Source organism: Candidatus Methylopumilus universalis, from assembly GCF_006365315.1.
Taxonomy (GTDB): Bacteria; Pseudomonadota; Gammaproteobacteria; order Burkholderiales; family Methylophilaceae; genus Methylopumilus; species Methylopumilus universalis.
In genome coordinates this window covers 865,213-891,079 of the sequence record NZ_CP040968.1, presented here as the reverse complement: position 1 = coordinate 891,079, position 25,867 = coordinate 865,213, and the positions used below count along the sequence as shown (strand labels likewise).

Genomic DNA, 25,867 nt, shown 5'->3' with positions numbered 1-25,867 from the left:
ATATGACAAGACATTATTTTGGAACGGACGGTATTCGAGGTGTTGTGGGTCAAGATCCCATCACACCTGACTTTTTTATTCGTCTAGGCTTTGCGATCGGATCTATCTTGGTTAAAAATAATCGAGATGAAAAAATCAAACATCCAAGTGTCGTCATTGGCAAAGATACAAGAGTGTCAGGCTATATGTTGGAGTCAGCGCTCGAGTCAGGATTTATTGCAGCAGGTGTCGATGTATATTTAACGGGCCCCATGCCAACGCCAGCGATTGCTTATCTAACAAAAGCATTAAGATCGCAAGCAGGCATTGTGATTTCTGCGTCACATAACCCATTCCCTGATAACGGTATTAAAATATTTTCTGAGGCTGGAGAAAAATTACCTGATTCGTTTGAAGCGGAAGTTGAATTGGCCTTGAATGAATCTATTAAAACTGTATTGCCTCACGAGTTAGGAAAAGCAAAGCGCGTCGATGATGCTGAAGGTCGTTATGTCGAGTTTTGTAAGAGCACATTCCCAGAAAAGCTAAATCTTCGAGGTCTTAAAATTGTATTAGATTGCGCGCATGGTGCTACTTATCATGTCGCCCCAAAAATATTCTCTGAATTAGGTGCTGAAGTTATCACTGTTGGTAATGAGCCTAACGGGTTTAATATTAATCTAGATGTTGGCTCTACACATCCCAAAACGATTAAAGAAGCTACCTTAAAACATAAAGCAGACTTAGGTATTGCTTTTGATGGTGATGGTGATCGCGTGGTGATGATAGATCATTTAGGCCATATTGTTGACGGCGATCAACTTCTTTTAGTGATCGCAAAAGCCCTAAAAGCAAAAAATCAATTAAAAGGTGGCGTGGTTGGAACATTAATGACTAATATGGCAATTGAAAAAGCCTTTCAGGATCTAGGCGTTGAATTTATTAGAACACATGTAGGTGATCGTTATGTTTTAGAAGCGCTTCTTGAAAAAGGTTGGTCGATTGGTGGTGAAAACTCAGGCCACATACTGACCCTTGATCAGCATTCAACAGGAGATGCCATCATCGCATCTCTTCAAGTTTTAAAATCATTACGGCTTCTTAATCAATCGCTTCATGATGCCACTAAAGATTCGCCACTTTATCCTCAAGTGTTAATCAATGTTGAAACCCATAAAAAAATTGACCTAGAAAAAAATAAATCAATTCAGGATGCTGTGAGAAGTGTGGAGGAGAAACTAAACAATAAAGGTCGTGTGCTCTTGAGGCCTTCAGGCACTGAACCTAAGATTCGTGTCATGGTCGAGGGTCAAGACATTGAGGAAGTTAAAAGTTACGCTAAGCTTATTGCAGAAAAAGTCAAAGAAGCTGCTTAACTCATTCCAAACAGTTTGAAATAGCCAATCATAAATAAAGGAATTTGAAGTCCGAAGTTAATCAGGATGGCGCGATCTTTATTGACATAGCCTGTGAACGTCCAGCCTAAAACACCTAGGCTGTGAGAAAAAATATTGTAGGGGTAGAGATTCAGATTGGTAAGAAGAAGTCCTAGTAGAATAAAAAAAGTGGCAAACCACTTTAAATTTTTTTTAAGAAATTTTTTTGTAGCTTTAAGCAATTTAAAAAATCTTAACCGAACTTTCCTGTAATGTAATCTTCAGTTTCTTTTTTACCCGGGTTCGTGAAGATCTTATCCGTGGCATCGAATTCAATCATTTCACCGAGGTACATATAGGCTGTGTAATCAGAAATACGCGCAGCTTGTTGCATATTATGTGTCACGATTAAAATGGAAAGCTTATTTTTTAAGCCTGACATAAGCTCCTCAATATTAACCGTCGCAATGGGATCGAGAGCTGATGTAGGCTCATCGAATAACATAATCTCTGGATCTGTCGCTAGGGCGCGCGCAATACATAGACGCTGCTGTTGGCCACCCGATAAATTAAAAGCTAAATCCTGTAATCGATCTTTAACTTCATTCCAAAGTGAAGCACCTTTTAATGCCTCCTCAACTTTGTCATCCACCGCTGATTTTGATCTTTCTCCACGCACTCTTAAGCCGTAAGCGACATTCTCATAAATAGACTTTGGAAATGGATTAGGTTTTTGAAACACCATACTGATGCGCATACGCACTTCAATAGGATCAACACCTTTAGCAAGTACATTTGTATTGTCTGGGTGAAGAAGAATTTGTCCCTCATAGCGATTACCAGGATATAAATCGTGCATGCGATTAAAGCAGCGTAAGAATGTAGATTTGCCGCAACCTGAAGGGCCGATAAGCGCTGTAATTTTATTCTCATAAACAGGAAGGCTTACATCTTTGAGTGCCTTGGTGCCATCTGCATAGAAAAAGTTAAGATTCTTTGCTTCAGCTTTGATGTTTAATTTATTTTGTGCCATTTTTTTTCCTGTAGATAAAATTTACCATTTAATATTTTTACGAATACGATAGCGGAGCCAAATTGCCGTTCCGTTCATCACAAGTGTGAGGATGATAATTACAGCACCAGCTGCTGCTGCATTAATATGGAATGCATGCTCAGGTCTCGAGAGCCAGCTAAACATTTGAATTGGCAGTACCGTGAATCCTGATTGAAGCCATTCAAAAGAAATAAAAGGAGCTACGCTCGTTAAAGGGGCTGGCGGGAGAAATGCAATAAAGGTTAAAGCACCTACGGTAATGATTGGTGCCGTTTCACCTAAGGCTCTTGCCATGCCAATAATAATCCCTGTGAGGATGCCACCAAACGAATATTGAATCACATGATGTAAAACGACCTGCCATTTTGTGGCTCCCACAGCGTATGCCGCCTCACGGATAGCAACAGGAATCGATCGGATAGCTTCTCGTGTAGATACAATCACAATCGGCAACATTAAAAGACCCAGTGTGAGTCCAGCTGTAACAATTGTTTGGCCAAGATGGAATGTGTATACAAATAATCCAAGTGCTAATAAGCCATAAATGATTGAGGGGACACCTGCAAGATTGGTGACATTGATTTCAACGATATCGGTGAACCAATTCTTAGGCGCGTATTCTTCTAAATACACTCCAGCTGCCACCCCCATAGGCACTGCGGTGACAAAGGTCACTAACATAATAAGGGATGAACCCACCCATGCCGATAAGATACCTGCATTTGCTGCTCGTCTTGAGGGGAAGTCGGTAAAGAATTGATAATTTAATTTAGGATAACCATCCATCACAAGATCTACAAACAGAATAAGCAATGTGAGGAGTGCGAACGTGATGGTCAATAAACCAATAGATGAAAAAATAAAGTCGTTTCGTTTATGCGAGCGAATCATGGCACGCACTTCTTCGAGTGTTTTGGGCTTGATTAAGCTATGTTCTGCATCCACTTTACTTTGCTCCATGAATTAATACCTCTCCGCAAATCGTTTTCTTGCCATGTGACCTAAAATGTTAAACACAAAGGTAATCACGAATAACACCATACCGGCTGCAAAAATACTTTGATAGCCTATACTTCCATGCGGTAAGTCCCCCATCGCTACCTGCACAATATACGCTGTGATTGTGGCAGCTCCTTCTAATGGGTTGAATGTAAAAGTAGGTTGCTGGCCTGCTGCGATTGCAACGACCATCGTTTCACCCACTGCGCGGCTGATACCTAGAATGTAGGCAGCAATAATGCCAGATGTTGCGGCAGGGGTTACGACACGAATAGCCGTTTGAAATTTAGTAGCCCCCATCGCGTAAGAGCCTTCGCGCATATTCATAGGTACCGCTCTCATAGCGTCCTCAGCCACCGATGCAATATAGGGAATAATCATGACCCCCATGACGATGCCGGGCCCTAGCATGTTAAATGTAGGTAATTCAGGATTTAATTTTTGGAGTAAGGGTGTTACAAAAAGAAGGGCGAAGTAACCAAACACCACTGTAGGGACGCCTACAAGAAGTTCTAAGACAGGTTTCACAGTCTCGCGTGTTTTGTGGGATGCAAATTCAGAAAGGTAGATGGCGGCAACTGTTCCAATCGGAATCGCGATACTGAGAGCCACAAAAGATGTAGTGAGTGTCCCTGATATAAGGGGAAGAATGCCGTAGTGCGCATCTTCAAAAAGCGGGCTCCATTGCCTACTCGTTAAGAATTCGATAATACTGACCTCTTTAAAAAATCCTGAGGCTTCAGTCACTAAAATATAAACAATGCCTATCGTAATAAAGGTAGCAGCAAGCGCTGCAAACATCAGAATAATTTCGATGACGCGCTCAACAAAGTTTCGCTTAATATTTTTAGCGAGTCTTTTACTAATCGGCGGGTCTTTTAATTGAGTGGTTGTCAATTTATTTTTTTCTATGATTGAGTTACTTAAAAATGATTGTATCGTTTCAAAGTTAAAAAAGGCGGTCTTTGTGCCGCCTTTTTTAATCGTTACTTACTTGCTTTAAAGGCCTTTCAGTGTTTAGTCTTTAATACGCTTGATAAGGTCTTCAATTTTTAAACCTACTTCAGCAGTTCCATTGAAGCCAGAACCAGCTTTTTTACCTTGCCAATGTTTATTAACAGCAGCATATTCAACGCTAGTAAGTGGAACGTATTTCACTTCTTTCACTAATTTAGGCGCATTAGCGATGTAGTATTCAACAAACGCTTTCACGTCTTTATCAAAAGCACCTTTAGTACCATTGACATAGATGAATAAAGGACGTGCTAATGGTTGGTATGTGCCATCCATAACAGTGGTTTCAGAAGGAAGTACAGCCTCAGTTTTACCTTTAGCGACAACTGCGACAGCGTTAAGCTTGTCTTTGTTCTCGAGGTAGTAAGCTAAACCAAAGTAACCTAAGCCACCTTTGTCACCTGATACACCTGTTACTAATACATTGTCATCTTCAGATGCTGTGTAATCTGAACGAGATTTCTTTGCTCTACCATTGATTGCTTCAGTAAAGTAGTCGAATGTACCTGAGTCAGCACCTGGGCCAAACAATTTCATAGGTTGGTTAGGCCAAGCTGGATTCACATCTTTCCAATTTTTAACAGAACTGCCTGAATCCCAAATCTTATTAAGTTCAGCCACTGTCATTGATTTTGCCCAGTCATTACCTTTGTTTGTCACTAAAGTTAAAGCGTCATAAGCAATAGGTAATTCGATATAAGTGATACCACTCTCAGCACACATATCCATTTCTTTTTTAGAAATAGGACGAGATGCATTAGAGATCATCGTTTCACCGCGACAGAATTTTTTAAAACCACCACCTGTACCTGAAACACCTACAGTCACTTTAGTGCCTGTTTTCTTTTGGAAGTCTTCAGCTACAGCTTCGGTAATTGGGTAAACAGTAGAAGAACCATCGATGGCGATTGTTTTATCTGCTGCATGAATGTTGTATGAAAATGCAAAGGTGGAAGCAACTAAAGCTGCTAAACCTAAGTTCTTGATTTTGTTAGACTTCATAAAAGCTCCTGGATTTGTTTTAAGTTAGTGAATCAGGGGCTAGTTTATGGATAAATTGTGACATATATATGACAGAAAATTAACTAGCTATTTAAATGTATAATGCGTTGTTTTAATAGATAAAAAGCCCATGGACGCAGAAACCCTTAATCAGATTCAACACCGACTCGATGGATTAAATGAACGCCATCAAGCGCTTAGGGGGTATCTTTGACTTTGACATCAAAAAGTCTCGTCTAGACGAGATTTCAAAGGAGCTTGAAGATCCGTCTATTTGGCATGATCAAGCCAGAAGCCAGATTCTAGGCAAAGAAAAGCGCGAGCTCGACTTTATCGTGAACGGTTTAAGTCACTTGGCAATGAGCCTAAAAGATCAGTGTGAGTTATTTGAATTGGCCCGTCATGAAAATGACGATGAGACACTTAAGGTGGTACTAGATGAAAGTCATTCACTCGAAAAGAGTGTGGAGGCGATGGAATTCCGTCGTATGTTCTCTCATCCCATGGATCCGAATAACTGCTTCATTAATTTTCAATCAGGCAGTGGTGGCACTGAAGCGCAGGATTGGGCAAACATGCTTCTTCGTATGTATATAAGGTATGGAGAACGAAAGGGATTTAAAGTAGAGGTGCTCGATATTTCAGATGGAGACATCGCCGGCATTAAAAGTGCGACATTAAAAATTTCTGGCGATTATGCATTTGGACATTTAAGAACTGAAACGGGTGTGCATCGTTTGGTCAGAAAGTCCCCTTTTGATTCGGGAAATCGCCGTCACACATCTTTTGCGAGCGTGCAAGTCTATCCTGAAGTGGATGACTCGATTGAAGTGGATATCAATCCAGCGGATTTAAGAATTGATACGTATAGAGCTTCGGGTGCGGGGGGGCAACATATTAATAAGACTGACTCAGCAGTTCGTATTACACATATACCAACGAATACAGTCGTGCAATGTCAGGACGATCGATCGCAGCATCGCAACAGGGCGGAAGCCATGAATATGTTGCGCGCACAACTTTATGCGTTAGAGTTAAATAAACGTAACGAAGAAAAGCAAGCATTAGAAGACGCTAAAACTGATATAGGTTGGGGACATCAGATTAGAAGTTATGTGCTCGATCAATCGCGTATCAAAGATTTGCGTACGAATGTTGAAGTAGGTAATACGCAAGGTGTCCTTGACGGCGACCTTGATCCATTTATTTGTGAAAGCTTAAAGCAGGGAGTATAAAAGTTGTCAGAAGAAAATCAACCGATAGAGCAAAATGAAAATCACGTCATATTAGAGCGTCGTGAAAAATTAAAAAAAATAAGAGAAGCGGGCATTGCATTTCCAAACGACTTCAAGCCTCAACATTTTGCAAAAACGATTCACGAAGAATTTGGTGCGTTAGAAAATGATACGCTCGAACCTAAAGCGCTTGAAGTGATTGTGGCTGGACGCATGATGCTAAAGCGTGTCATGGGGAAAGCAAGCTTCGCAACGCTCCAAGATGGATCGGCGCGCATTCAACTTTTTATCTCAAAAGAAAATATTAAGAGTGATAATGCCGAAACTATTTACGAAAATTTTAAGCACTGGGATTTAGGTGATATCTTAGGTGCGACTGGTGTTTTATTTAAAACTAAAACAGGTGAACTTTCTATTCGTGTAAATCATTTAAGATTACTCACAAAATCCATTCGGCCCTTGCCTGAAAAATTTCATGGGTTAGCTGATCAAGAAGTGAAGTATCGCCAACGTTATGTTGATCTCATCATGAGTGATGAAACAAAACAAACATTCTTAACTCGATCAAAAATTATGAGTGGCATCCGTGCGTTCATGGTGAAGCATTGTTTCAATGAAGTTGAAACACCGATGCTTCATCCGATTCCGGGGGGAGCTGCTGCGAAACCTTTTATCACACATCACAACGCGCTCGATATGCAGATGTATATGCGTATCGCACCAGAACTTTATTTAAAGAGATTAGTGGTGGGTGGATTTGATCGCGTGTTTGAAATTAATCGCAACTTTAGAAATGAAGGATTAAGTGTAAGACACAATCCAGAATTCACGATGATGGAATTTTATGCAGCCTATACCGATTATCATTGGTTGATGCAATTCACTGAAGATTGTATTCGTGATGCTGCGATGATTGCATTAGGTAAAACAACGATCGAATATCAAGGGCGTGAAATTAATTTCACAGATCCATTTGAGCGACTCACGATTGTGGACGCTATAAAAAAATATGCACCGCAATATACCGATACACAACTTAACGATGAAAAATTTTTACGTACAGAACTTTTAAAATATGATCACAAAGCTTTTGATCACGCAGGTCTCGGCTCATTGCAGTTAGCACTCTTCGAAGGTACAGCTGAATCGCAACTTTGGAATCCAACTTATATAATTGATTACCCAGTTGAAGTCTCACCACTCGCTCGCGCATCTGATAAAAATAAAGGCATCACTGAACGCTTTGAACTTTTTATTGCAGGACGAGAAATTGCAAATGGATTTTCTGAATTGAATGATGCAGAAGATCAAGCGCAACGTTTCCATCATCAGGCCAAAGCAAAAGAAGCAGGTGACCATGAAGCGATGTTCTATGACGCAGATTTTATTCGCGCACTTGAATACGGTATGCCACCGACGGGCGGGTGTGGCATTGGTATCGATCGTCTTGTGATGCTCCTCACTAACAGCCCTTCAATTCGTGATGTAATTTTATTTCCGCACATGCGTGCTGAAGTAAATCAATAAAAGAGATTGATATGTATCGTCATCCTGACATTGATCGAGATAAATTAACACCGAGACAAGCGCTCGATATTTTAATCGAGGGTAATCAGCGTTTTAAAAATAATGTACTCCGAGAGCATGACATGCTTCGTGTTCGAGATGAGAGTGTTGACAAGCAACACCCCTTCGCGTCTGTCTTAAGTTGCAGTGACTCGCGTACAACGGTCGAACTTATTTTCGATCAGAACTTAGGTGATATTTTTAGCGTGCGTCTAGCGGGTAACATTGCATCTATCAAAGCGATTGGTAGCTTAGAACTTTCTTGTAAATATTTAGGCTCTAAATTAGTGATCGTGATGGGACATTCAAACTGTGGCGCGATCAAGGCAGCATGCGATCATTACAAGGGTGGCAACATCGGTGAGATCATTGAACTCATCGACCCAGCTGTGAGCCAAGAAAAAACAATTACAGAACACCGCAATTCGACTAACGATTTATTTGTGGGTAAGGTTTGTTTCCACAATGTCGAGATTCAAATGGAGCGTATCTTAAAGAGAAGCTCACTTTTAACTGAGATGATTGATACAAAAGAAATTGGTTTGATTGGTGCTGTGTATAACCTTGCATCGGGTGAAGTGGAGTTTGATCACAATCACACCTATATTTAAGCATTGCTAGATAGTTTTTTTAATTTAAAATAAGCTATGAAAGCCCCTTCAAATAGGTGCTTAGTAGGCTTTAGTTGGAATCTTTGTTGTTTTTTTGCAACAAATCAAAAATATATTCAAAAAAACTACATGTAATATTTGTTTGTCACATAAGCGTCATATTCCCTCCGTAAAATTTAATCATGTCAAAAGCTATAAGTTTGACTAAATTCGAATTTAATAAACTTAAAGTAAAACTCAAGGGAGCAATAAATGAATTTCAATAAAAAATTAGCCGTCGCAGTATCAGGTGCGGTTTTGCTCATGGCAGGTCAAGTTGCCTTAGCAGACAGCGCTACAGATATCGTTGATGCTTTAGTAATGAAGGGCGTCTTAACGGAAGAAGAAGGCCGTTTGATTACTAAGGGCCATACCTCAAAGACAAATGTAACGCCAGTGCTGAAAGAAAAAGATAATAACTTTATTATCGAGAGCCCAAACGGAAATAATAGTATTAGCCTCACTGGACGGATCCATTTCGACTACAGAAACTACGACTACGAGCAAGGTAATTATACAAATGGCGGAACAGCAAGCTCAACAGGTGCCGATACCTTTGATATTAGACGCGGAAGACTGGGCGTGAAGTATAAGTTCGCAAAACACTACTCGGGTGAGATTGTGTTTAATACAGTTGGCGCTGTTGACGTTTTAGACGTTGCTTACATTGATATCGGTTGGTTTGAGAAGGCAAAAATACGTGCAGGCCAATTCAAGATGCCAATGAGTTTAGAGCAGCTCACAAGCTCTAATAACATTGACTTCATTGAAAGAAGCGTTTTGGATAATTATGTCTCAGCTAAAGAGAGGGGTGTGCAAGTGTTCGGTGAGCCAGCAACTGGCTTGACTTACGCAGTAGCACTATCTAATGGTAATGCGGCTGCTAGCGCAACAACTGGTCCTGAGGGTGATGTTAGAGTCGACAATAAAGACGTCTTAGGACGATTCACAATTAACTTTGCAGAAATTATGGGCAACAAAGAAATGGTCCTTCATGGCGGCTTAGCTTTAGCTAAAGGTGAAATTCCTTTTGGGTCAGGCTTTGGAGCGTCAACATCTGCTCCTAGGACAGAAGCAAGAGGTGCAACTTACTTCACTGCCCCTGTTCTCAAGACAGACAATGCTAGTGACCACGCTAACGACAGGACAAGGATTGGACTTGAGGCTGCTATCGCGCAAGGTCCCTTTAAACTTCAGGGCCAGTATTTAAGGTCAAACTATGACTTTACAACGACCGTAAGAGGTTATGACGTAGACATTAATACAATGTATGTTCAAGCGTTGTGGACAATTACTGGCGAATCGCACGCAAGTCGATATAAGGCAGGAGCATTCAGTGGTATCAAGCCCACCAAAAATTTTGATCCTGATACCTTCTCTGGCGGTGCGTGGGAGGTTGGCGCTCGCTACAGTCGATTTGATGCAAAGGACTTTAATACTGCAGGCTTAGGGCATACAACTGATGCTAATATTACATTAGGCACTGGTTTCTCTAAGGCTAACGCATATACCGCTGGTATTAAGTTCGTTGCGAACCCTAACTTCAGAGTAATGCTTGACTACGTGCACACAAGCTGGGAAGGTGCATTTAATAATACAACGGTCTCTGTAAACGGAAGAACTGAAACACAAGAAAATGCCTTACTAATGCGAACACAGGTAATGTTTTAATAATAAGCTAAGTAGGCAAGGCAAATTTAAAACCCTCGTAGCAATGCGGGGGTTTTTTATTTGTGTTTAAATTGATTTGTGTGATGAGTAGGGTTAATTAATTTTTTATAGTTAACTGATCCAGACGTCAGAATATTTTCTTTTGCTCTTCGAAAGATACCTTACTAAAAGATGTTGAAGACAATGTCGAGCGAAGATTTTTTGGGTATGTTTATAATGATATTATTAATGCAGATGTTATTTTGCGAGAATCAAGAACCAGATCACAGCAGCATTAATTAAGCTAAAGAAGACTGCAGCACTTCCGATATCTTTCGCTCTTTTAGAAAGTTTGTGACGCTTGACAGAAATACGATCAACCGTAGCCTCTAAAGAGGAGTTTAATAGTTCCACTATGATAACTAATAAAATACTCGCAATCATCAATGCTTGTTCAATACCTGTTTGACCAAGATATAAAGCTAGTGGAATAAGAACAGCGCTTAAGATAACTTCCTGTCTAAAAGCATCCTCATGCTTGAAGGCGGCAAATGTTCCTGCAACTGAGTAAGTAAATGCGTTAGTTAAACGCTTGATGCCCGTTTTACCTTTGTAAGGACTTTTCATAATTTAGTAATTTAAAAGTTTAAAAGTGAATTCTAAAGCAATCTTTATTCATTATAAAAATTAATTAAATATATTTATCATTTCGTAAAAAAATTGTCATATTTGTTTGTAAGAATCTCATGTGCACAAGATTATCATCGCAACAGATTCCTTTGATCAAGTAAATGGTGTTTCTACCACCTATAGAAATATTCTCAAACACTCTCGTAAAAAAACTTACGTGATTCACCCGGGATTATTTAAGTGGAAAAGTATTTCCATGTACCCCGAAGTCCAGTTGTGTAATGAGCCATTAAAGGCCTACAAAAAAATCAAAGAAATAAATCCTACGCATATTCATATTGGAACTGAAGGTCCCATAGGATTAGTAGCAAGGATTTACTGCAAATTAAATAAGGTTCCCTATACGACGGGATACCACACCAAGTTCCCGGAGTATTTGTGGAAGCTCGCTCACATCCCACTTTTTATAACTTATAGCTACCTAAAAGTTTTTCATAATGATAGCAAGGCAATTCTGGTGCCTTCTCAATCATGCAAGGAAGAGTTAAATAAAAAAGGCTTTAACCATGTGTTCGTGTGGACGAGGGGAGTATCAAAGAATTTAATAAGCAAAAAATACTATCCCAAGTCAAAAACTCCTAAAATTATTTATGTAGGACGAGTCAGTAAAGAAAAAAATTTAGAAGTGTTATGTGAATTACAGGATAAGTTTGACATTACCATTGTGGGTGAGGGACCACTACTCAACAAATTTAAATTGAAGTTCCCTAAAGTTAATTTCTTAGGCTATCGATTTGGTTCAGAATTGGCTGACACCTATAAATCCCATGATGTATTTTGTTTCCCAAGCAAGACAGATACATTTGGCATTGTCATGATTGAAGCCCTTGCGAATGGATTGCCCGTTGCAGCATACAACGTCACAGGACCTAAGGATATAGTTGAGCAAGGTAAAACGGGTTACTTAGGAAGTAACTTAGAAGAAAATATAAGAAAATGTTTAAAGCTCAATCGAAAAACTATTGCATCTAACATTAATCAGCAGTGGTCATGGAACAAATGCGTACAAATTCTCCACAGCCATTTATTAAGTTAATCTAAGAAGGGTGTTCTGCTTTTTTATGGCAGAAATGGCAGAGATAATAACCTCAATCCCACAGAGAAGGACTGATCTTCTCCGAAACGATTAAAGCTATTCATATACGTGGTATCAATCTGGGCTCGATTCTTTATTAACCAATATCGCAATCCAAATTGAAAGAAAGTGCTATTAGAGGATTGGTTAAATACTTCACTGATTAAATCAATACGCTCGTTGTAATTGTATTCACTCGACAATCCCCAATTCATTTTTTCTTTATGCTCATCTGTAAGGTGTGTCACACCTAAATTGGTGTGTATGACTAGCCGGTCATTGTAAGGATAACTCATAGGCACATTAAGATACCAATCTTGTATGGCTTTATTCATGGTCCTTTTGGGGTCTCTTCCATTACCTAGAACAATTGAAAAACCTGTTTGATTAAGAGCAATAGGTTGGAGAATAGATTTAATTTGATAGAGCTCATTCGCAAAACTTGAGTGACCGTTCTCACCCTCAAGACTGCCACCAATGGTCATCTCGAGATTTTCACCGACATTACACGCAGGAAGCGCCCAATATTCAGTAACATGTTTTGAATCTCGCACCCAACTTTCTAACTGACAAGATTTAGGATCCACAATGCGAGCATCGTCTGTGAGCATCGGTCTCGCAGCTTCTGCGTGATTTAGAAGACCAAGACCAAAAAACATCACAAGTACTTTTAATAAATTATTTATCATGGCTTCGCATTATAAAGGATTGAATTAAATGATTGAGATTAAAAAGTAATGAACAAGTAGTTACCCACTATTCGTGATGTTTCATCAGCCTCGATAAGTTAGAACAAAAAATCGAGGTGACGAAATAGTAGCGTGTTAAATGCTTTGACTAGGTTTAATTAAGTTAAGAAATGCTTAGCGTAACGCGGATTGATATCTTTGAGGAATAACATCGTTAGAAAATCTGCCGTATTAAAGTCCGGATCCCACGCTGGATCGCCACAGACCTTAGCGCCAATACGTAAGTACCCTTTTAATAAAGCAGGAGGCTCTACATCTAAATCCTGATCAAGCTCATGAATAGGTAAGGGTAGTTTTGGTGTCACGCGATACTCAATGCTTGAAAGATGTGAAGCATTAATTTTTTTAGCTAAGCTAGCCGCATAGTGGCCGCCGTCACCCATAGGAACGCTTGCACAACCAATCATCACTTCGTAGCCATGTTTTTTCATGTATTGCGCTAATCCACTCCATAAAGCCATAATGACACCACCCGTGCGGTAATCTTTATGGACACATGATCGGCCTACTTCAACCATTTTGTCTGAGAGATGGCTCAAGCGATCTAAATTAAATTCCATATCTGAGTAATAAAAACCAGCTTCTCTTGCTTTATGAGGAGGTAATGCGCGATAAGTACCTATGACTTTTAATGTTTCTGTGTCTCGAATAAGAAGGTGATCGCAATACTGATCAAGTACATCTTTATCTACTTTGTCGTAGTTTGAAGGTAAGTGAGCACCCATCTCTTCAGCGAATACTTTGTATCTTAATTGTTGAGCTTCTTTAATCTCATTGTCGTTCTGTGCCCAAGAGATTTGGATGGCATCTTTTTGATTCTGATGGGAATGAAGTTGTTCTTGATTTTGAGTTGATAATTCGCTTAGTAATGCTGGATCTAAAGTTAATTCGCTCATAACAAGCTCCTCTGGAAAGTTTGTATTACTTTAAAACTGCAATATTTCATTTATGTGAAGGTAGCTTTAATTTTTTATGACAATGACTTCTTATGCCAATCAACAAGCTTTAACTTACCATTCTTAGTTTCAACAAGTGCTGTAAGGCTTTCAACCCAGTCACCATCGTTATAATACTCAACACCTTCAATCTTTTTTATCGCAGCTTTATGAATATGACCACAAATCACACCATCACACTTTTTTCGCTTAGCTTCTCGTGCCATAAGCTCCTCAAAATTCTCGACATACTTGACCACGTTCTTAATTGAATTTTTGATGTAAGAAGAAAATGACCAGTAATGAAAGCCATATTTATGTCTTAGGGTGTTCGAGAAATGATTTATTCTTAAGATCACGTAATAAAGCGTGTCACCCACAAATGAAAGCCATTTAGCACATGCAATGATATTGTCGAATAAATCTCCATGCGTGACCCATAATCTTCGACCATCGAGCGTGGTGTGTATTAAATCATTTTTAATTTCAATATCACCAAATGTCATATTGATAAATTGACGGCCGAGTTCGTCATGATTTCCTGGAATATAAACAACCTTTGAGCCTTTTCGAGCCTTTCGAAGGAGCTTTTGAATGACATCATTATGTTTTTGTGGCCAATACCACCTTTTCTTTAGTGCCCATCCATCAATGATGTCGCCCACAAGATATATGGTTTCTGCGGTGTTGTTTTTAAGGAAGTCGAGGAGATAATCGGCTTTGCACTCTGTGGTGCCAAGATGAACATCAGAAATCCAAATTGCACGATAACGTTTCATATGTGAACATTAAATAGGATGAGTGTGAAAGTTTCGTGACAAAACAGTGTCACAAATATGACATAGAAGATGATTAATATAGGACCATGAAAATTTTAAAAATACTTTTACATATATTGTTTGTGATTCCGCTGTGTCTTTTGATTCTTATTTCTACAAAGAGACAGCAAGAAAAAATAATTCAGTTTTGGTGTAAGAGGCTTCTATCAATCTTTAAAATTAAAGTGGAAGTGCTAGGCCTTGATAGCTTTCTTTCTAACCAAAAGCAATACTTAATGGTGGCTAACCATATTTCATGGATAGATATCATTGTGATTCAATCCATTAAACCCTCGATTTTTGTTGCAAAATCTGATGTGGCATCTTGGCCGCTTTTTGGCTGGGTGGCCCAAATGACAGGCACGATATTTATCAAGCGCGACAAGGTATCAGACATAAAAAAAGCATTAAAGAAGATGAAGCGACGTTTAATGAAGAGGTCGGTATGTATCTTCCCGGAGGGTACTTCAACTAATGGGCGATACCTACTCCCTTTTAAAAGTAATTTATTTCAAGCGTCAATTGACACAAATAAAAGTATTTTGCCTTTATGCCTAAGATATAAACAGAAGAGCGCCTATTCAGATAAGGTGGCATTTGTGGGTGATATGTCGCTTATAGATTCCATTATGAAAATTAAAAATGAGAATGATATCAGTGTCGAGGTGGATGTGCTTCAGCCCATAAGACCTCGAGGAAACCGGAAAGAGTTAGCCTTTTATATACAAGAAATAATCCACAAAAATTTATCACAGAATTTGTCATAAAAATTTCACAATTAAACATTACCCTTGTCGTATAACTATTATGTATGGGTACTACTATGCCAAATAAGCTTCGGTTATACATGAATCATTTCCATCATGTCGATAGTCATCTATGTATTACATTTAATAGAACCAGCCATAACATTCTCATTAGGAATTTCTTTAAAGCGATTAGTCGTCTTGGCGACGGGCTTTTTTGGTACAGCCTCATGGCTTTGATGTTGTTTATAGACCAAGCTCAAGCGCTACTGCCTGTCCTTCATATGATAGTGGCAGGATTTACAGGTACCATAATTTATAAGTGGTTGAAAGCCAGAACTTTGCGTCCACGCCCTTTCAATGTGCATCAGCAAATTTCTTTAAGAAGCATTCCTTTAGATCAATTTAGCTTTCCTTCAGGCCATACATTACATGCAGTTATATTTACCCTTGTTGCTATTCATTACTATCCAATGCTATCTCTCGGCTTAATTCCATTTACTATTTTAATTGGATTATCGAGACCTATCTTAGGACTCCATTATCCAAGCGATGTTTTGGTGGGTGCCTTGATCGGTATTTTAATTTCAGTGATTTCTTTTTTTATTTTTTAAATGAATATACTTTTTATCTCAGATGTTTTTTTCCCTCGAGTCAATGGGGTATCCACTTCAATTAATACCTTTGCAACAGAATTAAGAGCGCTTGGACATCAAGTCACACTCATAGCACCTTCTTACACTGATGAAGATAAACAAGAGGAATGGATTGTTAGAGTGCCTTCCCATAAGATTTATTTTGATCCCGAAGATCGTTTAATGAACTTTGGTAAATTAAAAGCCTTATTGCCATGGATCAGAGATAAACATTTTGATGTGATTCATATTCATACGCCATTTACAGCGCATTATGTTGGCATTCACTTTGGTAAAAAATTAGACATTCCTGTAGTTGAAACTTACCATACATTCTTTGAAGATTATCTGCATCACTATCTCCCTTTCATTCCACAGTTTATTTCAAGAAAACTTGCAAGGACGATATCAAGAAGACAATGTAATGCGGTAGATGGGATTGTTTCACCTTCAAAGCCAATGTTAGATGTATTAAAACAATACGGGATTAAAACCTCTGCCGAAGTGGTTGCAACAGGATTAGATGATTCGAGTTTTGCCCGCGTGGATGGAGAGCATTTCCGTATGAGTCATGATATTCCTTTAACCCAGCCCATGCTTTTATTTGTAGGCCGTGTCGCGCATGAAAAAAATATTGGATTCTTACTTGAAATGCATGTAGAGCTTATTAAAAAACATCCTGACGCATTGCTTGTCATTACAGGAGAAGGGCCGGCTGAGGAGTCGATTAAACATTCCATTGACAAATTAGACATCTCAAACAAAGTCAGAATGATTGGCTATCTTGATCGCAGTCATGAATTAATTGCCTGTTATAAAGCAGCGGATATTTTTGTATTTGCATCAAAAAGTGAAACACAAGGTCTGGTACTCTTGGAAGCGATGGCTCAAGGTACAGCTGTCGTCGCTATTGCAGAACTTGGTACTAAATCGATTTTAATTGAAGGTGAGGGCGTACTTATTGCAAAAGATGATATTAATGACTTTGCAGATAAAGTCAGTGTTCTTCTTTCTGATGCTCCCAAACGTCAGATGATTGGCGAAAAGGGCAGACAATATGCGCAAGAGAAATGGGGAGCGGGTGTTTTAGCTAAAAAAGTCGCTAAGTTTTATAAGAGCACTATCAATCAAAAGTCCTCTTTATCACGATACATGGATACCAGAATCAGTAACGCTAAAGAATCAACTTAATAAAGTTCGATTTCGTATTTCCATTCAATCTTTTTCCAGTCTGACGCTTCTTTATTGAGTCCAAATTGAATGAATGGGTTTTTGTCTAACCAAGCTTTGGAAATTTTTAATTTAAATCCTTTAGGACTTTGTTGCACTTTTATAAGTGGCAACGCACCACTCTCTCTTTTTCTAGAGACTACATGGGCAAGCCTTAGGCAGAACAATAAATGCCAGTCGATATAACCCGCACTCATAGGAAGTTTATTTAGCTTGCCGTTATGACCTAACACAAGTCCCGCTAACCTTGCCTGGTCCAATCTAGAAAAGCCTGGGAGGTCAGCATTAGAAATAATATAAGCTGAATGTTTTTGATAGTCAGTGCGAGATACCGCCAAACCAATTTCATGCAAGAATGACGCCCAGGTTAAAAGTTTACGATTATTTTTCCTGTCCTCATTTTTGAAGGTAGGTAATTGATCTAGAAAAAAATCTGCGGTCTCGTTGACACTTTTAAACTGTGCTTCGTCTACATTAAAGCGCTTACCTAATTGCTCAATAAGCCCGTGTCTCTTGTCTAGATTTTCTAATTTACCAAAAGAGTTAAACAGCGTTTTAAGAATGCCTTTTTTCTTAGTATGTGCCCCATTTTTAGATTGATCGTACAGATGATGAAGTGAGCCAAAAAGAAGCGCGGCTTCAGTAATTTCCATATGCTCAATACCTAATTCCTCAAAGGCTGAAATCATAATAGCGAGACCTCCGGGAAGTACAGGTTTTCGATCCGCTTTTAATCCTAATAAATTTAATCGTTCGATATGTTTTGTTTCAAGCACAGTTTTTTTAAGTAGATCTAATCCGTGACGCGTGATGACACCACCCGTTTCCTCAACGGGAAGATCGTGGGGCTCCCCACTTAAACCATTCAGAGCGATAAGTTCTGCAATCGCCCTTGCGGTGCCTGAGGAACCAATTGCTTGCTCCCAACCCATTTTTTTATAGAAAGGACCGATCGTTTTTATTTCTTTTAAGGCAGCGCTTTGAGCTGCTTTAAAATTTTCTTCATCAACGATACCTTCCGAAAAAAATCTTTGACTAAAAGAAACACATCCAATAGGAAGCGACTCTAAAAGCTTGGGCTCGTGGCCATCACCAATAATGATCTCGGTAGAGCCACCACCAATATCAAAAACAAGACGTTTGCCAACGCACATGGGTGCGATATGAGAGGCGCCAATATAGATGAGTCTTGCCTCTTCATTACCTGAAATGACGTCGATGGGGAAACCTAAAAGTTTTTCGGCTTCATCAACAAATTTTTTGGCATTTCGAGCGACACGGAAAGTGTTGGTAGCAACCGCTACAACTTGATTAGGACTAAAGCTACGAAGACGGTCACCAAATCTTAAAATGGCAGCCAGCGCCTTAGTCATCGATTCTTCGCTCAATTCATTATCTTTATTAAGACCACCGGCAAGCCTTACCGTGTCTCTTAGGGTATCAATAGTCTGAAATTGAACGCCTGTAGGAAGGTAGTTAATTTTAGCGATCATCATCCTAAAACTATTGGATCCTAGATCAATAGAGGCATATAAGCCGTTGACGTGTTCTGGAGATTTTTCTGTTTTGAGTTTAGGTAAGATCATAAAGGACGCTAATTTAAATCAAGTTTGTGACATATCGATGACATATCTTATAAATGTCATGTAAATGTCACATTCATTAATCACAATGATAGTATGAATGCTGTGAAATCTAAACTTAATTTATTAAATCGTGAATTAGGGGCGCTCGAATTTAACCGACGCGTCCTTTCTTTGGCTCAAAATCTCAAAATACCACTTTTAGAGCGCCTAAAATATATTTGTATTGTTTCCAGTAATATGGATGAGTTTTTTGAAATTCGTATCGCGGTCCTAAAAGAACAGTTAAGAAAAAATCCTAAAAGCAAGACACAAGATGGCCTCATAGTAGGCGATGCGTATTTAAACATTGTGAAAGAAACACAAACACTTGTTAGCCATAAATACAAAATATTTCAGAAAGATATTTTACCGAGACTTGAGAGGGAAGGTATTCACCTTCATTTTGAAAGTGCATGGACACCAAGCCAACATCGCTGGGCTAAAACCTATTTTGAAAAAGAATTAGTCCCACTTCTTACGCCTATTGTTTTAGATCCCGCACATCCTTTTCCTAAAGTCATTAATAAAAGCTTGAACTTTTTTGTGACGCTAGAAGGCAAAGACGATTTTGGGAGGACGCCGAAATTAGCAGTAGTTCAGGCACCAAGATCAATACCTCGTGTCATTCAAATGCCAGCTCGCATCAGCCAAAAACCTTACGGGATTGTGATCTTATCGACATTTATGCAATCATTTGTGCATGAGCTTTTTCCGGGCATGAAAATTACAGGATGTTATCAATTTAGAGTCACAAGAAATTCAGATTTATTTGTATCCGATGACGACATTTCCGATTTAAAAGAATCTTTAAAGGGAGAGTTATCCACAAGACATTTGGGCGATGCGGTTAGGCTCGAGATATCTTCAGATATTCCAGATCATCTCCTTAAATATTTAAGAAAATCTTGTGATTTAAATCCTGAAGATTGTTACCGCGTTGATGGCCCTGTAAATTTAATGCGACTGATGCAAGTAGCTGACATTGTGAATAGACCCGATCTAAAGTTTCCAGCCCATACGCCGAAGTTACCTCTCATCAAAGGCACTATCTTTGACGAACTAAAAACGAGAGACGTTTTACTTCACCACCCTTACGAAAGTTTTGAGCCCGTTTTAAATTTACTTAAGACAGCTTCAAAGGACCCCGATGTTCTAGCCATCAAACAAACCATTTATCGAACAGGTAATATATCGCCCGTCATGGATGCTCTCATTGAAGCAGCTAAGAACGGTAAAGAGGTGACGGTGATTGTAGAACTCTTAGCGCGCTTTGATGAAGAGACAAATATTTCATGGGCTGCTAAGTTAGAAGAAGTCGGTGCTCACGTTGTTTATGGTGTGGTGAAGCACAAATGTCACGCCAAGATGATCATGATTGTGCGAAAAGAATTACTGCCGGCAAAAAGTAAAAGAAAACCAGAGCACATCTTAAAACGCTATGTTCATTTAGGTACTGGAAACTACCATCCAAGAACAGCAAAGTTATATACAGATTTTGGCCTAATGACATCAAATATATCGATTTGTGATGATGTACATAAGATATTTATGCAACTTACAGGTACGAGCCGCTTAATCAAACTGAAGTCTTTATGGCATTCACCATTCACGATGTTTGATCAGATTGTGAAGCACATCCAAAATGAGGCTAAGGCAGCAAAGTTAGGCAAACCCGCAAGAATTGTTGCAAAAGTCAATTCACTTTTAGAGCCTGCTGTCATTAATGAACTCTATAAAGCATCACAAGCGGGTGTCAAGATTGATTTGATTGTGCGAGGTGTATGTGCACTTAAGCCCAAAGTCAAAGGACTCTCTGAAAATATTCGTGTGCGATCTATCGTGGGACAATTTTTAGAGCACCACCGTATTTTTTATTTTTATGCGCATGGCAAGGAAGAAGTTTATTTATCTTCGGCTGACTGGATGGATCGCAACTTATTTCGAAGAATTGAAGTGGCATTTCCTATACTCGATCCTGAATTAAAACAAAAAGTAATTAATGAAGGTTTAAATGAATTGCTGAAGGATGTTTCGAGCTGGAATATGAATGCCGATGGACTTTACAAACAATCCATACCATCTTCAAACGTTAAATTATCAGGTCAGCAGAATTTATTACTTAAGTATAGTGCTGCGGCTCAACCGACAAAAAGAAAACTTAAAACCTAACCTTCTTTTGCCATGTTGATAGTGTAACGAGGAATTTCAATTGTGAGGTCGTGCTGATCAACTATCGCCTGACAGGAAAGTCTCGATTTAGGTTCTAACCCCCAGGCTTTATCAAGAAGATCTTCTTCTAAATCATCCGCTTGATTTAATGTATCAAAACCCTCGCGCACAATCACGTGGCAAGTCGTACAAGCACATACTTGATCACAAGCATGCTCTATGTCAATGTGGTTTTGCAGTAAATTCTCACAAATAGAAAGTCCTGGTTTAGCGTCAATCACTTCACCGTTAGGGCAAATTTCAAAATGAGGCAAAATAATAATTTTTGGCATGTTACAAGTTTACCTTATCTATTGACTGACCTTTAAGAGCTTTATCTACCGATTCATCCATGAGCATTGCTGCGAAGGATTCAGTGAGGGTATTTAAGTTTTTAGTATGGCTGATAATTAAGTCAGGATCATCGAGTTGAAGTGAAGATGAAAGTAAAAGCATTGCAGATTCAATTTTCTTGATTTCATCATCTGATAATAATTGACTACCATTTTTATCTAATGCATTTTGAACTGCGGTGATAATTTGTTCTCCTTCAATTTTAGCCTCACCGAGTATACGAATCTCTTTATCTTCACTCGCCTTTTCAAATGACTGTTTTAGCATGCTTGTAATTTGTTCTTCAGATAAGCCGAATGAAGGTTTGACAGTCATGCTTGTTTCTTTATTTGTAGATAACTCAGAGGCTGATACCGAGAGCAACCCATCTGCATCAATCTGAAAAGCCACACGAATTTTTGCAGCACCTGCCACCATAGGCGGAATACCTGTTAGGGTAAAGTTGGCAAGCGATCTACAATCAGATACACGCTCACGCTCACCTTGTAATACGTGGATCGACATAGCTGTCTGTCCATCTTTATATGTCGTAAATTCCTGTGCTTTAGCAATCGGTATTGTGGAATTTCTGTGGATAATCTTTTCAACTAAACCACCCATGGTTTCAATACCCAAAGATAAAGGGGTCACATCAAGAAGAAGTAAATCCTGATCTGATTTATTACCAGCTAGTGTATGCGCTTGTCTTGCAGCACCTAGCGCTACCACTTCATCTGGGTTGAGATCGTTAAGTAAATCTTTCTTAAAGAAATTTTTAATTTCGGATTGTATATGAGGCATGCGTGTAGCCCCTCCCACCATCACAACGCCATCAATCGAATCTATTGATAATTTAGCGTCACTTAAAGCGCGACGGATAGGCTGAATCGTTTTTTGTGCAAGATCATGTGTGGCTTTAAAGAAAGTATCTCGATCTAGGGAAAATATAATTTCCTTGCCACTTGAAAGCTTGATGATTGTTTTGGCAGATAAACTCTCTGTGAGATTTTCTTTTAATGTTTTAGCATGCGTGATTAAAGAGCGCTTATCTTCATGTGAAAGCTGATCGAGTTGATTCTCTTGTCTTATCATCTCGGCTATCGCTTGATCAAAGTCATCGCCACCTAAATGAGGATGACCATTCGTAGCTAGGACTTCAAAAACACCCTTATGAAGTTTTAATATAGAGACATCAAATGTTCCACCCCCTAAATCATAAATAACGAAGGTGCCTTCCTTTTTCTGATCGAGACCATATGCAACCGCTGCTGCTGTAGGTTCATTAATGAGTCTTAATACATTGAGTCCTGCTAATTTTGCAGCATCTTTTGTGGCTTGCCTCTGAGCATCATCAAAATAGGCGGGGACCGTAATGACCGCGCCTGTAATTTCACCACATAAAGAAACTTCAGCTGTATCTTTTAATTTTTTTAAGATATCAGATGAAATTTCAATAGGATGTTTATATCCTTGGCTAGTTTTAATTTGAATATCAGCACTCGATCCACTAAATTCATAAGGAAGTGATTCTCGGTATTGAATATCAGAGAGCGCGTGGCCCATAAAGCGTTTCACTGACACGATCGTATTTTTAGCGTCAGTGGATAAATAGGGTAATGCTTCCTGACCTACTTTAGTTTCATTTTTACCGTAATAGACGATCGAGGGAATAAGCTTATGCTCATCCATATCTTTTAAGATGGTTGGAAGCCCGCTTTGAACGCTTGCTACAAGAGAATTTGTCGTGCCCAAATCAATACCCACTGCGAGCTTGTGCTGGTGGGGCAGTGTACTTTGTCCAGGTTCTGCGATTTGAAGAAGTGCCATATTTTTAAATAATTTCAATTAAAGCATCATTAATATGCTGTTCAATTTTCTCAATAAAATTAAGTTCACGCGTTACCTTGATAGCATCATGAAGATTGCTTTTGTTTTCAAAAAATTTGGGGAGTTGACTCATAATTTCATTTTTATTTTTTTGAATGTCACTCGCTAACTTTTCGAGTGCTTCTTTATTTTGTTTATGCGTTTCGAGTTCTTCACGCCATTCCATCTGTTGCATTAAGAAATCCTGTGGTACTGCTGTATATTTCTCATCATGAATATTTATGTCATGTAAGTGAAGTAAATATTCAGCACGTCGAATCGGAGATTTTAAAGTCTGATAAGCATCATTCACTTCTGCTGTTTTTTTGATAGAAGCTTTTTTTTCTTCATCAGCAAGGGATGCAAAACGGTCAGGATGAATTTCTTTTTGGATGCTCTGGTAATTCTGATCAAGCTTTTTTAAATCAATAACAAATGTTTCCGGAAGTTGGAGGAGGGTGAAAAAATTTAAGCTCACACTGTAAAGCTTTCACCACAACCACATTCTGCTTTGACGTTAGGGTTATTGAATTTAAACCCTTCATTTAAACCTTCTTTTTCGAAATCAAGTTCTGTGCCATCAATATAGACCAAACTTTTTGGATCTATCATGATCTTTATGCCATGGCTCTCAAAGACTTGATCTTCAGGCAAAGCTTCATCGACAAACTCTAGCGTGTATGCCATACCAGAGCAACCGGTTGTCTTAACACCAAGTCGAAGCCCTAAACCCTTACCTCGATTCTTGAGATACTTTTCAACGCGCTCTGCAGCTTTATGTGTTAACGAAATCGCCATCTTAATTTAATTTACCTTGCTTGCTCTTTAAGTCTGCAATCGCAGATTTAATGGCATCCTCTGCCAAGACTGAGCAGTGAATTTTGACAGGAGGAAGCGCTAACTCTTCGGCAATCGCTGAGTTTTTAATTTCAGAGGCTTGATCTAATGTTTTACCTTTGAGCCACTCTGTCACAAGTGAGCTTGAAGCGATTGCAGATCCGCAGCCATAAGTTTTAAATTTTGCATCTTCAATGACGCCATCATCGCTCACTTTAATTTGTAATTTCATGACGTCGCCACAGGCGGGTGCACCCACCATGCCAGTCCCTACATGCGGGTCATTTTTATCAAGTGTGCCCACATTTCTTGGGTTTTCGTAGTGGTCTAATACTTTATCGCTGTAAGCCATATATATCCTTTTAAAATTTTAGTGGGCAGCCCACTCAACTTTACTAATATCAATACCTTCTTTAAACATATCCCACAATGGTGAGAGCTCTCTGAGTTTTTGAATCTTTTCTTTAAGTAATTGAATCGTAAAATCTACATCAGCTTCTGTCGTAAATCGTCCAATAGAAAAACGAATGGAGCTATGTGCTAATTCATCCGAGCGCCCTAGTGCACGTAATACATAACTTGGCTCTAAACTCGCCGATGTACAAGCAGATCCACTGGAGACTGCAATATCTTTTACCGCCATAATGAGCGACTCACCTTCCACATAGTTGAAGCTGATATTAAGGTTATGTGGAATACGATGTTTCAAATCGCCATTCACATAGACTTCTTCCATATCTTGAAGGCCATGTAATAATTTATCGCGTAATTTTCTGATCCGTTCATTTTCTAATTGCATTTCAATGCGCGCAATTCTAAAAGCTTCGCCCATACCTACAATTTGATGGGTAGCTAACGTACCTGAACGCATGCCGCGCTCATGACCACCTCCATGCATTTGTGCCTCAATACGAATACGTGGTTTACGTCGCACGTAAAGTGCGCCAATGCCTTTAGGCCCGTAAGTTTTGTGTGCAGAAAAACTCATAAGATCGACGGGCAGTTTTTCTAAATCAATATCTACTTTTCCAGTTGCTTGCGCAGCATCAACATGAAAAATGACATTATGTTCGCGACAGATATTGCCAAGCGCTTCAATATCTTGAATGACGCCAATCTCATTATTCACAATCATCACTGACGCGAGCACTGTATCAGGACGAATCGCTTTTTTAAATTTTTCTAAATCGACCATGCCATTTGGCTCAGGTTCTAAATAGGTGGCTGTGTATCCTTCACGCTCAAGTTCGCGCACTGCATCGATCACTGCCTTATGTTCAGTGGCGACAGTTAAAATATGTTTACCCTTAGTGCTATAAAAATGGCTCGCACCTTTGATAGCTAAGTTATTTGATTCGGTCGCACCTGATGTCCATACAATTTCCCGAGGATCCGCATTGACAAGTTTAGCTACTTCATCGCGCGCTTCTTCAACGGCTTCTTCTGCCGTCCAGCCGAAGCTATGACTTCGTGATGCGGGGTTACCAAAATGTTCTGTAATGAATGGAATCATTTTTTCAGCAACACGTGGGTCGATTGGCGTCGTCGACGAGTAATCTAGATAAATCGGTTTACGTGCTATGTCTTTTGTCATA

26 protein-coding genes are annotated in these 25,867 nt (G+C 39.2%); 10 read left to right on the top strand and 16 right to left on the bottom strand.

The window, feature by feature from the left end:
* Positions 1-2: 2 nt before the first annotated feature.
* Complete coding sequence (gene glmM, locus FIT79_RS04675) at positions 3-1,355, top strand: phosphoglucosamine mutase (RefSeq protein ID WP_139875802.1); 1,353 nt, start codon at positions 3-5, stop codon at positions 1,353-1,355.
* On the opposite strand, the gene FIT79_RS04670 is transcribed toward glmM, so the two are convergent.
* From FIT79_RS04670 to FIT79_RS04650, 5 genes are all read right to left on the bottom strand, one after another.
* Positions 1,352-1,597: a DUF6552 family protein gene (locus FIT79_RS04670; RefSeq protein ID WP_139868098.1), complete on the bottom strand. Its 246-nt coding sequence runs from the start codon at positions 1,595-1,597 to the stop codon at positions 1,352-1,354. The genes glmM and FIT79_RS04670 overlap by 4 nt on opposite strands.
* A gap of 11 nt (positions 1,598-1,608) precedes the next feature.
* Entirely contained in the window at positions 1,609-2,388 is a 780-nt protein-coding gene (gene pstB, locus FIT79_RS04665) for a phosphate ABC transporter ATP-binding protein PstB (protein WP_139868095.1), read from the bottom strand.
* A 21-nt stretch (positions 2,389-2,409) separates the two neighbouring features.
* Complete coding sequence (gene pstA / locus FIT79_RS04660; RefSeq protein ID WP_139875801.1) at positions 2,410-3,369, bottom strand: phosphate ABC transporter permease PstA; 960 nt, start codon at positions 3,367-3,369, stop codon at positions 2,410-2,412.
* Positions 3,370-3,372: 3 nt separating this feature from the next.
* The gene (gene pstC / locus FIT79_RS04655) at positions 3,373-4,305 is read right to left on the bottom strand and encodes a phosphate ABC transporter permease subunit PstC (RefSeq protein ID WP_139875800.1); all 933 of its coding nucleotides are present in this window, start codon (positions 4,303-4,305) and stop codon (positions 3,373-3,375) included.
* Between the two features lie 120 nt (positions 4,306-4,425).
* Positions 4,426-5,424 (bottom strand): PstS family phosphate ABC transporter substrate-binding protein, encoded by a 999-nt coding sequence (locus FIT79_RS04650; protein ID WP_139868091.1) that lies wholly within the window; start codon positions 5,422-5,424, stop codon positions 4,426-4,428.
* A gap of 130 nt (positions 5,425-5,554) precedes the next feature.
* Between FIT79_RS04650 and prfB the strand changes: the two genes are divergently transcribed.
* The 4 genes from prfB to FIT79_RS04630 all read left to right on the top strand — a co-directional run bounded on the left by prfB (position 5,555) and on the right by FIT79_RS04630 (position 10,546).
* Positions 5,555-6,659, top strand: a protein-coding gene (prfB, locus tag FIT79_RS04645) for a peptide chain release factor 2 (protein WP_139875799.1) whose coding sequence is annotated in 2 segments (ribosomal slippage) — positions 5,555-5,635 and positions 5,637-6,659 — 1,104 coding nt in all. Because the reading frame shifts where the segments join, the coding sequence is not laid out codon by codon here.
* A gap of 3 nt (positions 6,660-6,662) precedes the next feature.
* Entirely contained in the window at positions 6,663-8,186 is a 1,524-nt protein-coding gene (gene lysS / locus FIT79_RS04640) for a lysine--tRNA ligase (RefSeq protein WP_139875798.1), read from the top strand.
* Between the two features lie 11 nt (positions 8,187-8,197).
* Entirely contained in the window at positions 8,198-8,836 is a 639-nt protein-coding gene (locus FIT79_RS04635; RefSeq protein ID WP_139875797.1) for a carbonic anhydrase, read from the top strand.
* Between the two features lie 252 nt (positions 8,837-9,088).
* Positions 9,089-10,546 (top strand): OprO/OprP family phosphate-selective porin, encoded by a 1,458-nt coding sequence (locus FIT79_RS04630; protein ID WP_139875796.1) that lies wholly within the window; start codon positions 9,089-9,091, stop codon positions 10,544-10,546.
* A gap of 237 nt (positions 10,547-10,783) precedes the next feature.
* On the opposite strand, the gene FIT79_RS04625 is transcribed toward FIT79_RS04630, so the two are convergent.
* Positions 10,784-11,152, bottom strand: coding sequence for a diacylglycerol kinase (locus FIT79_RS04625; RefSeq protein WP_139875795.1), 369 nt, complete (start codon positions 11,150-11,152; stop codon positions 10,784-10,786).
* 121 nt (positions 11,153-11,273) lie between these two features.
* On the opposite strand from FIT79_RS04625, the gene FIT79_RS04620 reads away from it, so the two are divergent.
* Positions 11,274-12,251: a glycosyltransferase gene (locus FIT79_RS04620; protein ID WP_139875794.1), complete on the top strand. Its 978-nt coding sequence runs from the start codon at positions 11,274-11,276 to the stop codon at positions 12,249-12,251.
* Positions 12,252-12,274: 23 nt separating this feature from the next.
* Here the strand turns inward: FIT79_RS04620 and FIT79_RS04615 are convergent, their stop codons facing one another.
* From FIT79_RS04615 to FIT79_RS04605, 3 genes are all read right to left on the bottom strand, one after another.
* On the bottom strand, positions 12,275-12,979 hold the full coding sequence (locus tag FIT79_RS04615; protein ID WP_139875793.1) for a hypothetical protein: 705 nt from the start codon (positions 12,977-12,979) through the stop codon (positions 12,275-12,277).
* A 158-nt stretch (positions 12,980-13,137) separates the two neighbouring features.
* Entirely contained in the window at positions 13,138-13,935 is a 798-nt protein-coding gene (locus FIT79_RS04610; RefSeq protein ID WP_139875792.1) for a GNAT family N-acetyltransferase, read from the bottom strand.
* Positions 13,936-14,009: 74 nt separating this feature from the next.
* Entirely contained in the window at positions 14,010-14,753 is a 744-nt protein-coding gene (locus FIT79_RS04605; protein ID WP_139871810.1) for a UDP-2,3-diacylglucosamine diphosphatase, read from the bottom strand.
* Positions 14,754-14,839: 86 nt separating this feature from the next.
* Between FIT79_RS04605 and FIT79_RS04600 the strand changes: the two genes are divergently transcribed.
* The 3 genes from FIT79_RS04600 (at position 14,840) to FIT79_RS04590 (ending at position 17,364) form a co-directional block, all read left to right on the top strand.
* Positions 14,840-15,559, top strand: coding sequence for a lysophospholipid acyltransferase family protein (locus tag FIT79_RS04600; protein WP_139875791.1), 720 nt, complete (start codon positions 14,840-14,842; stop codon positions 15,557-15,559).
* Between the two features lie 80 nt (positions 15,560-15,639).
* Entirely contained in the window at positions 15,640-16,152 is a 513-nt protein-coding gene (locus FIT79_RS04595) for a phosphatase PAP2 family protein (RefSeq protein ID WP_223260785.1), read from the top strand.
* Complete coding sequence (locus FIT79_RS04590; RefSeq protein ID WP_139875789.1) at positions 16,153-17,364, top strand: glycosyltransferase; 1,212 nt, start codon at positions 16,153-16,155, stop codon at positions 17,362-17,364. It abuts the gene before it with no gap.
* On the opposite strand, the gene FIT79_RS04585 is transcribed toward FIT79_RS04590, so the two are convergent.
* The gene (locus FIT79_RS04585) at positions 17,361-18,989 is read right to left on the bottom strand and encodes a Ppx/GppA phosphatase family protein (protein ID WP_139875788.1); all 1,629 of its coding nucleotides are present in this window, start codon (positions 18,987-18,989) and stop codon (positions 17,361-17,363) included. The two genes, FIT79_RS04590 and FIT79_RS04585, sit on opposite strands and share 4 nt — an antisense overlap.
* Before the next feature lie 93 nt (positions 18,990-19,082).
* Here FIT79_RS04585 and ppk1 point away from each other — a divergent pair, with 93 nt between their 5' ends.
* Positions 19,083-21,197 carry a polyphosphate kinase 1 gene (ppk1, locus tag FIT79_RS04580; protein WP_139875787.1) on the top strand — a complete coding sequence of 705 codons (2,115 nt, stop codon included), beginning with the start codon at positions 19,083-19,085 and terminating at the stop codon, positions 21,195-21,197.
* On the opposite strand, the gene fdx is transcribed toward ppk1, so the two are convergent.
* Genes fdx through FIT79_RS04550 form a run of 6 tightly spaced genes read right to left on the bottom strand, consistent with a single transcriptional unit; the run spans position 21,194 to position 25,866 of the window.
* A complete protein-coding gene (fdx, locus tag FIT79_RS04575; protein ID WP_139875786.1) occupies positions 21,194-21,529 on the bottom strand; it encodes an ISC system 2Fe-2S type ferredoxin in 336 nt (111 codons plus the stop codon). The genes ppk1 and fdx overlap by 4 nt on opposite strands.
* Before the next feature lies 1 nt (position 21,530).
* Positions 21,531-23,396, bottom strand: coding sequence for a Fe-S protein assembly chaperone HscA (gene hscA, locus FIT79_RS04570; protein ID WP_139876093.1), 1,866 nt, complete (start codon positions 23,394-23,396; stop codon positions 21,531-21,533).
* A gap of 4 nt (positions 23,397-23,400) precedes the next feature.
* Positions 23,401-23,913: a Fe-S protein assembly co-chaperone HscB gene (gene hscB, locus FIT79_RS04565; protein ID WP_139874691.1), complete on the bottom strand. Its 513-nt coding sequence runs from the start codon at positions 23,911-23,913 to the stop codon at positions 23,401-23,403.
* Positions 23,910-24,233: an iron-sulfur cluster assembly protein IscA gene (gene iscA / locus FIT79_RS04560; protein ID WP_139868050.1), complete on the bottom strand. Its 324-nt coding sequence runs from the start codon at positions 24,231-24,233 to the stop codon at positions 23,910-23,912. The genes hscB and iscA overlap by 4 nt, the downstream gene beginning before the upstream one ends.
* 1 nt (position 24,234) lies before the next feature.
* Positions 24,235-24,624, bottom strand: coding sequence for a Fe-S cluster assembly scaffold IscU (iscU, locus tag FIT79_RS04555; protein WP_139875785.1), 390 nt, complete (start codon positions 24,622-24,624; stop codon positions 24,235-24,237).
* Between the two features lie 18 nt (positions 24,625-24,642).
* Complete coding sequence (locus FIT79_RS04550; protein WP_028818307.1) at positions 24,643-25,866, bottom strand: IscS subfamily cysteine desulfurase; 1,224 nt, start codon at positions 25,864-25,866, stop codon at positions 24,643-24,645.
* Position 25,867: the final 1 nt, after the last annotated feature.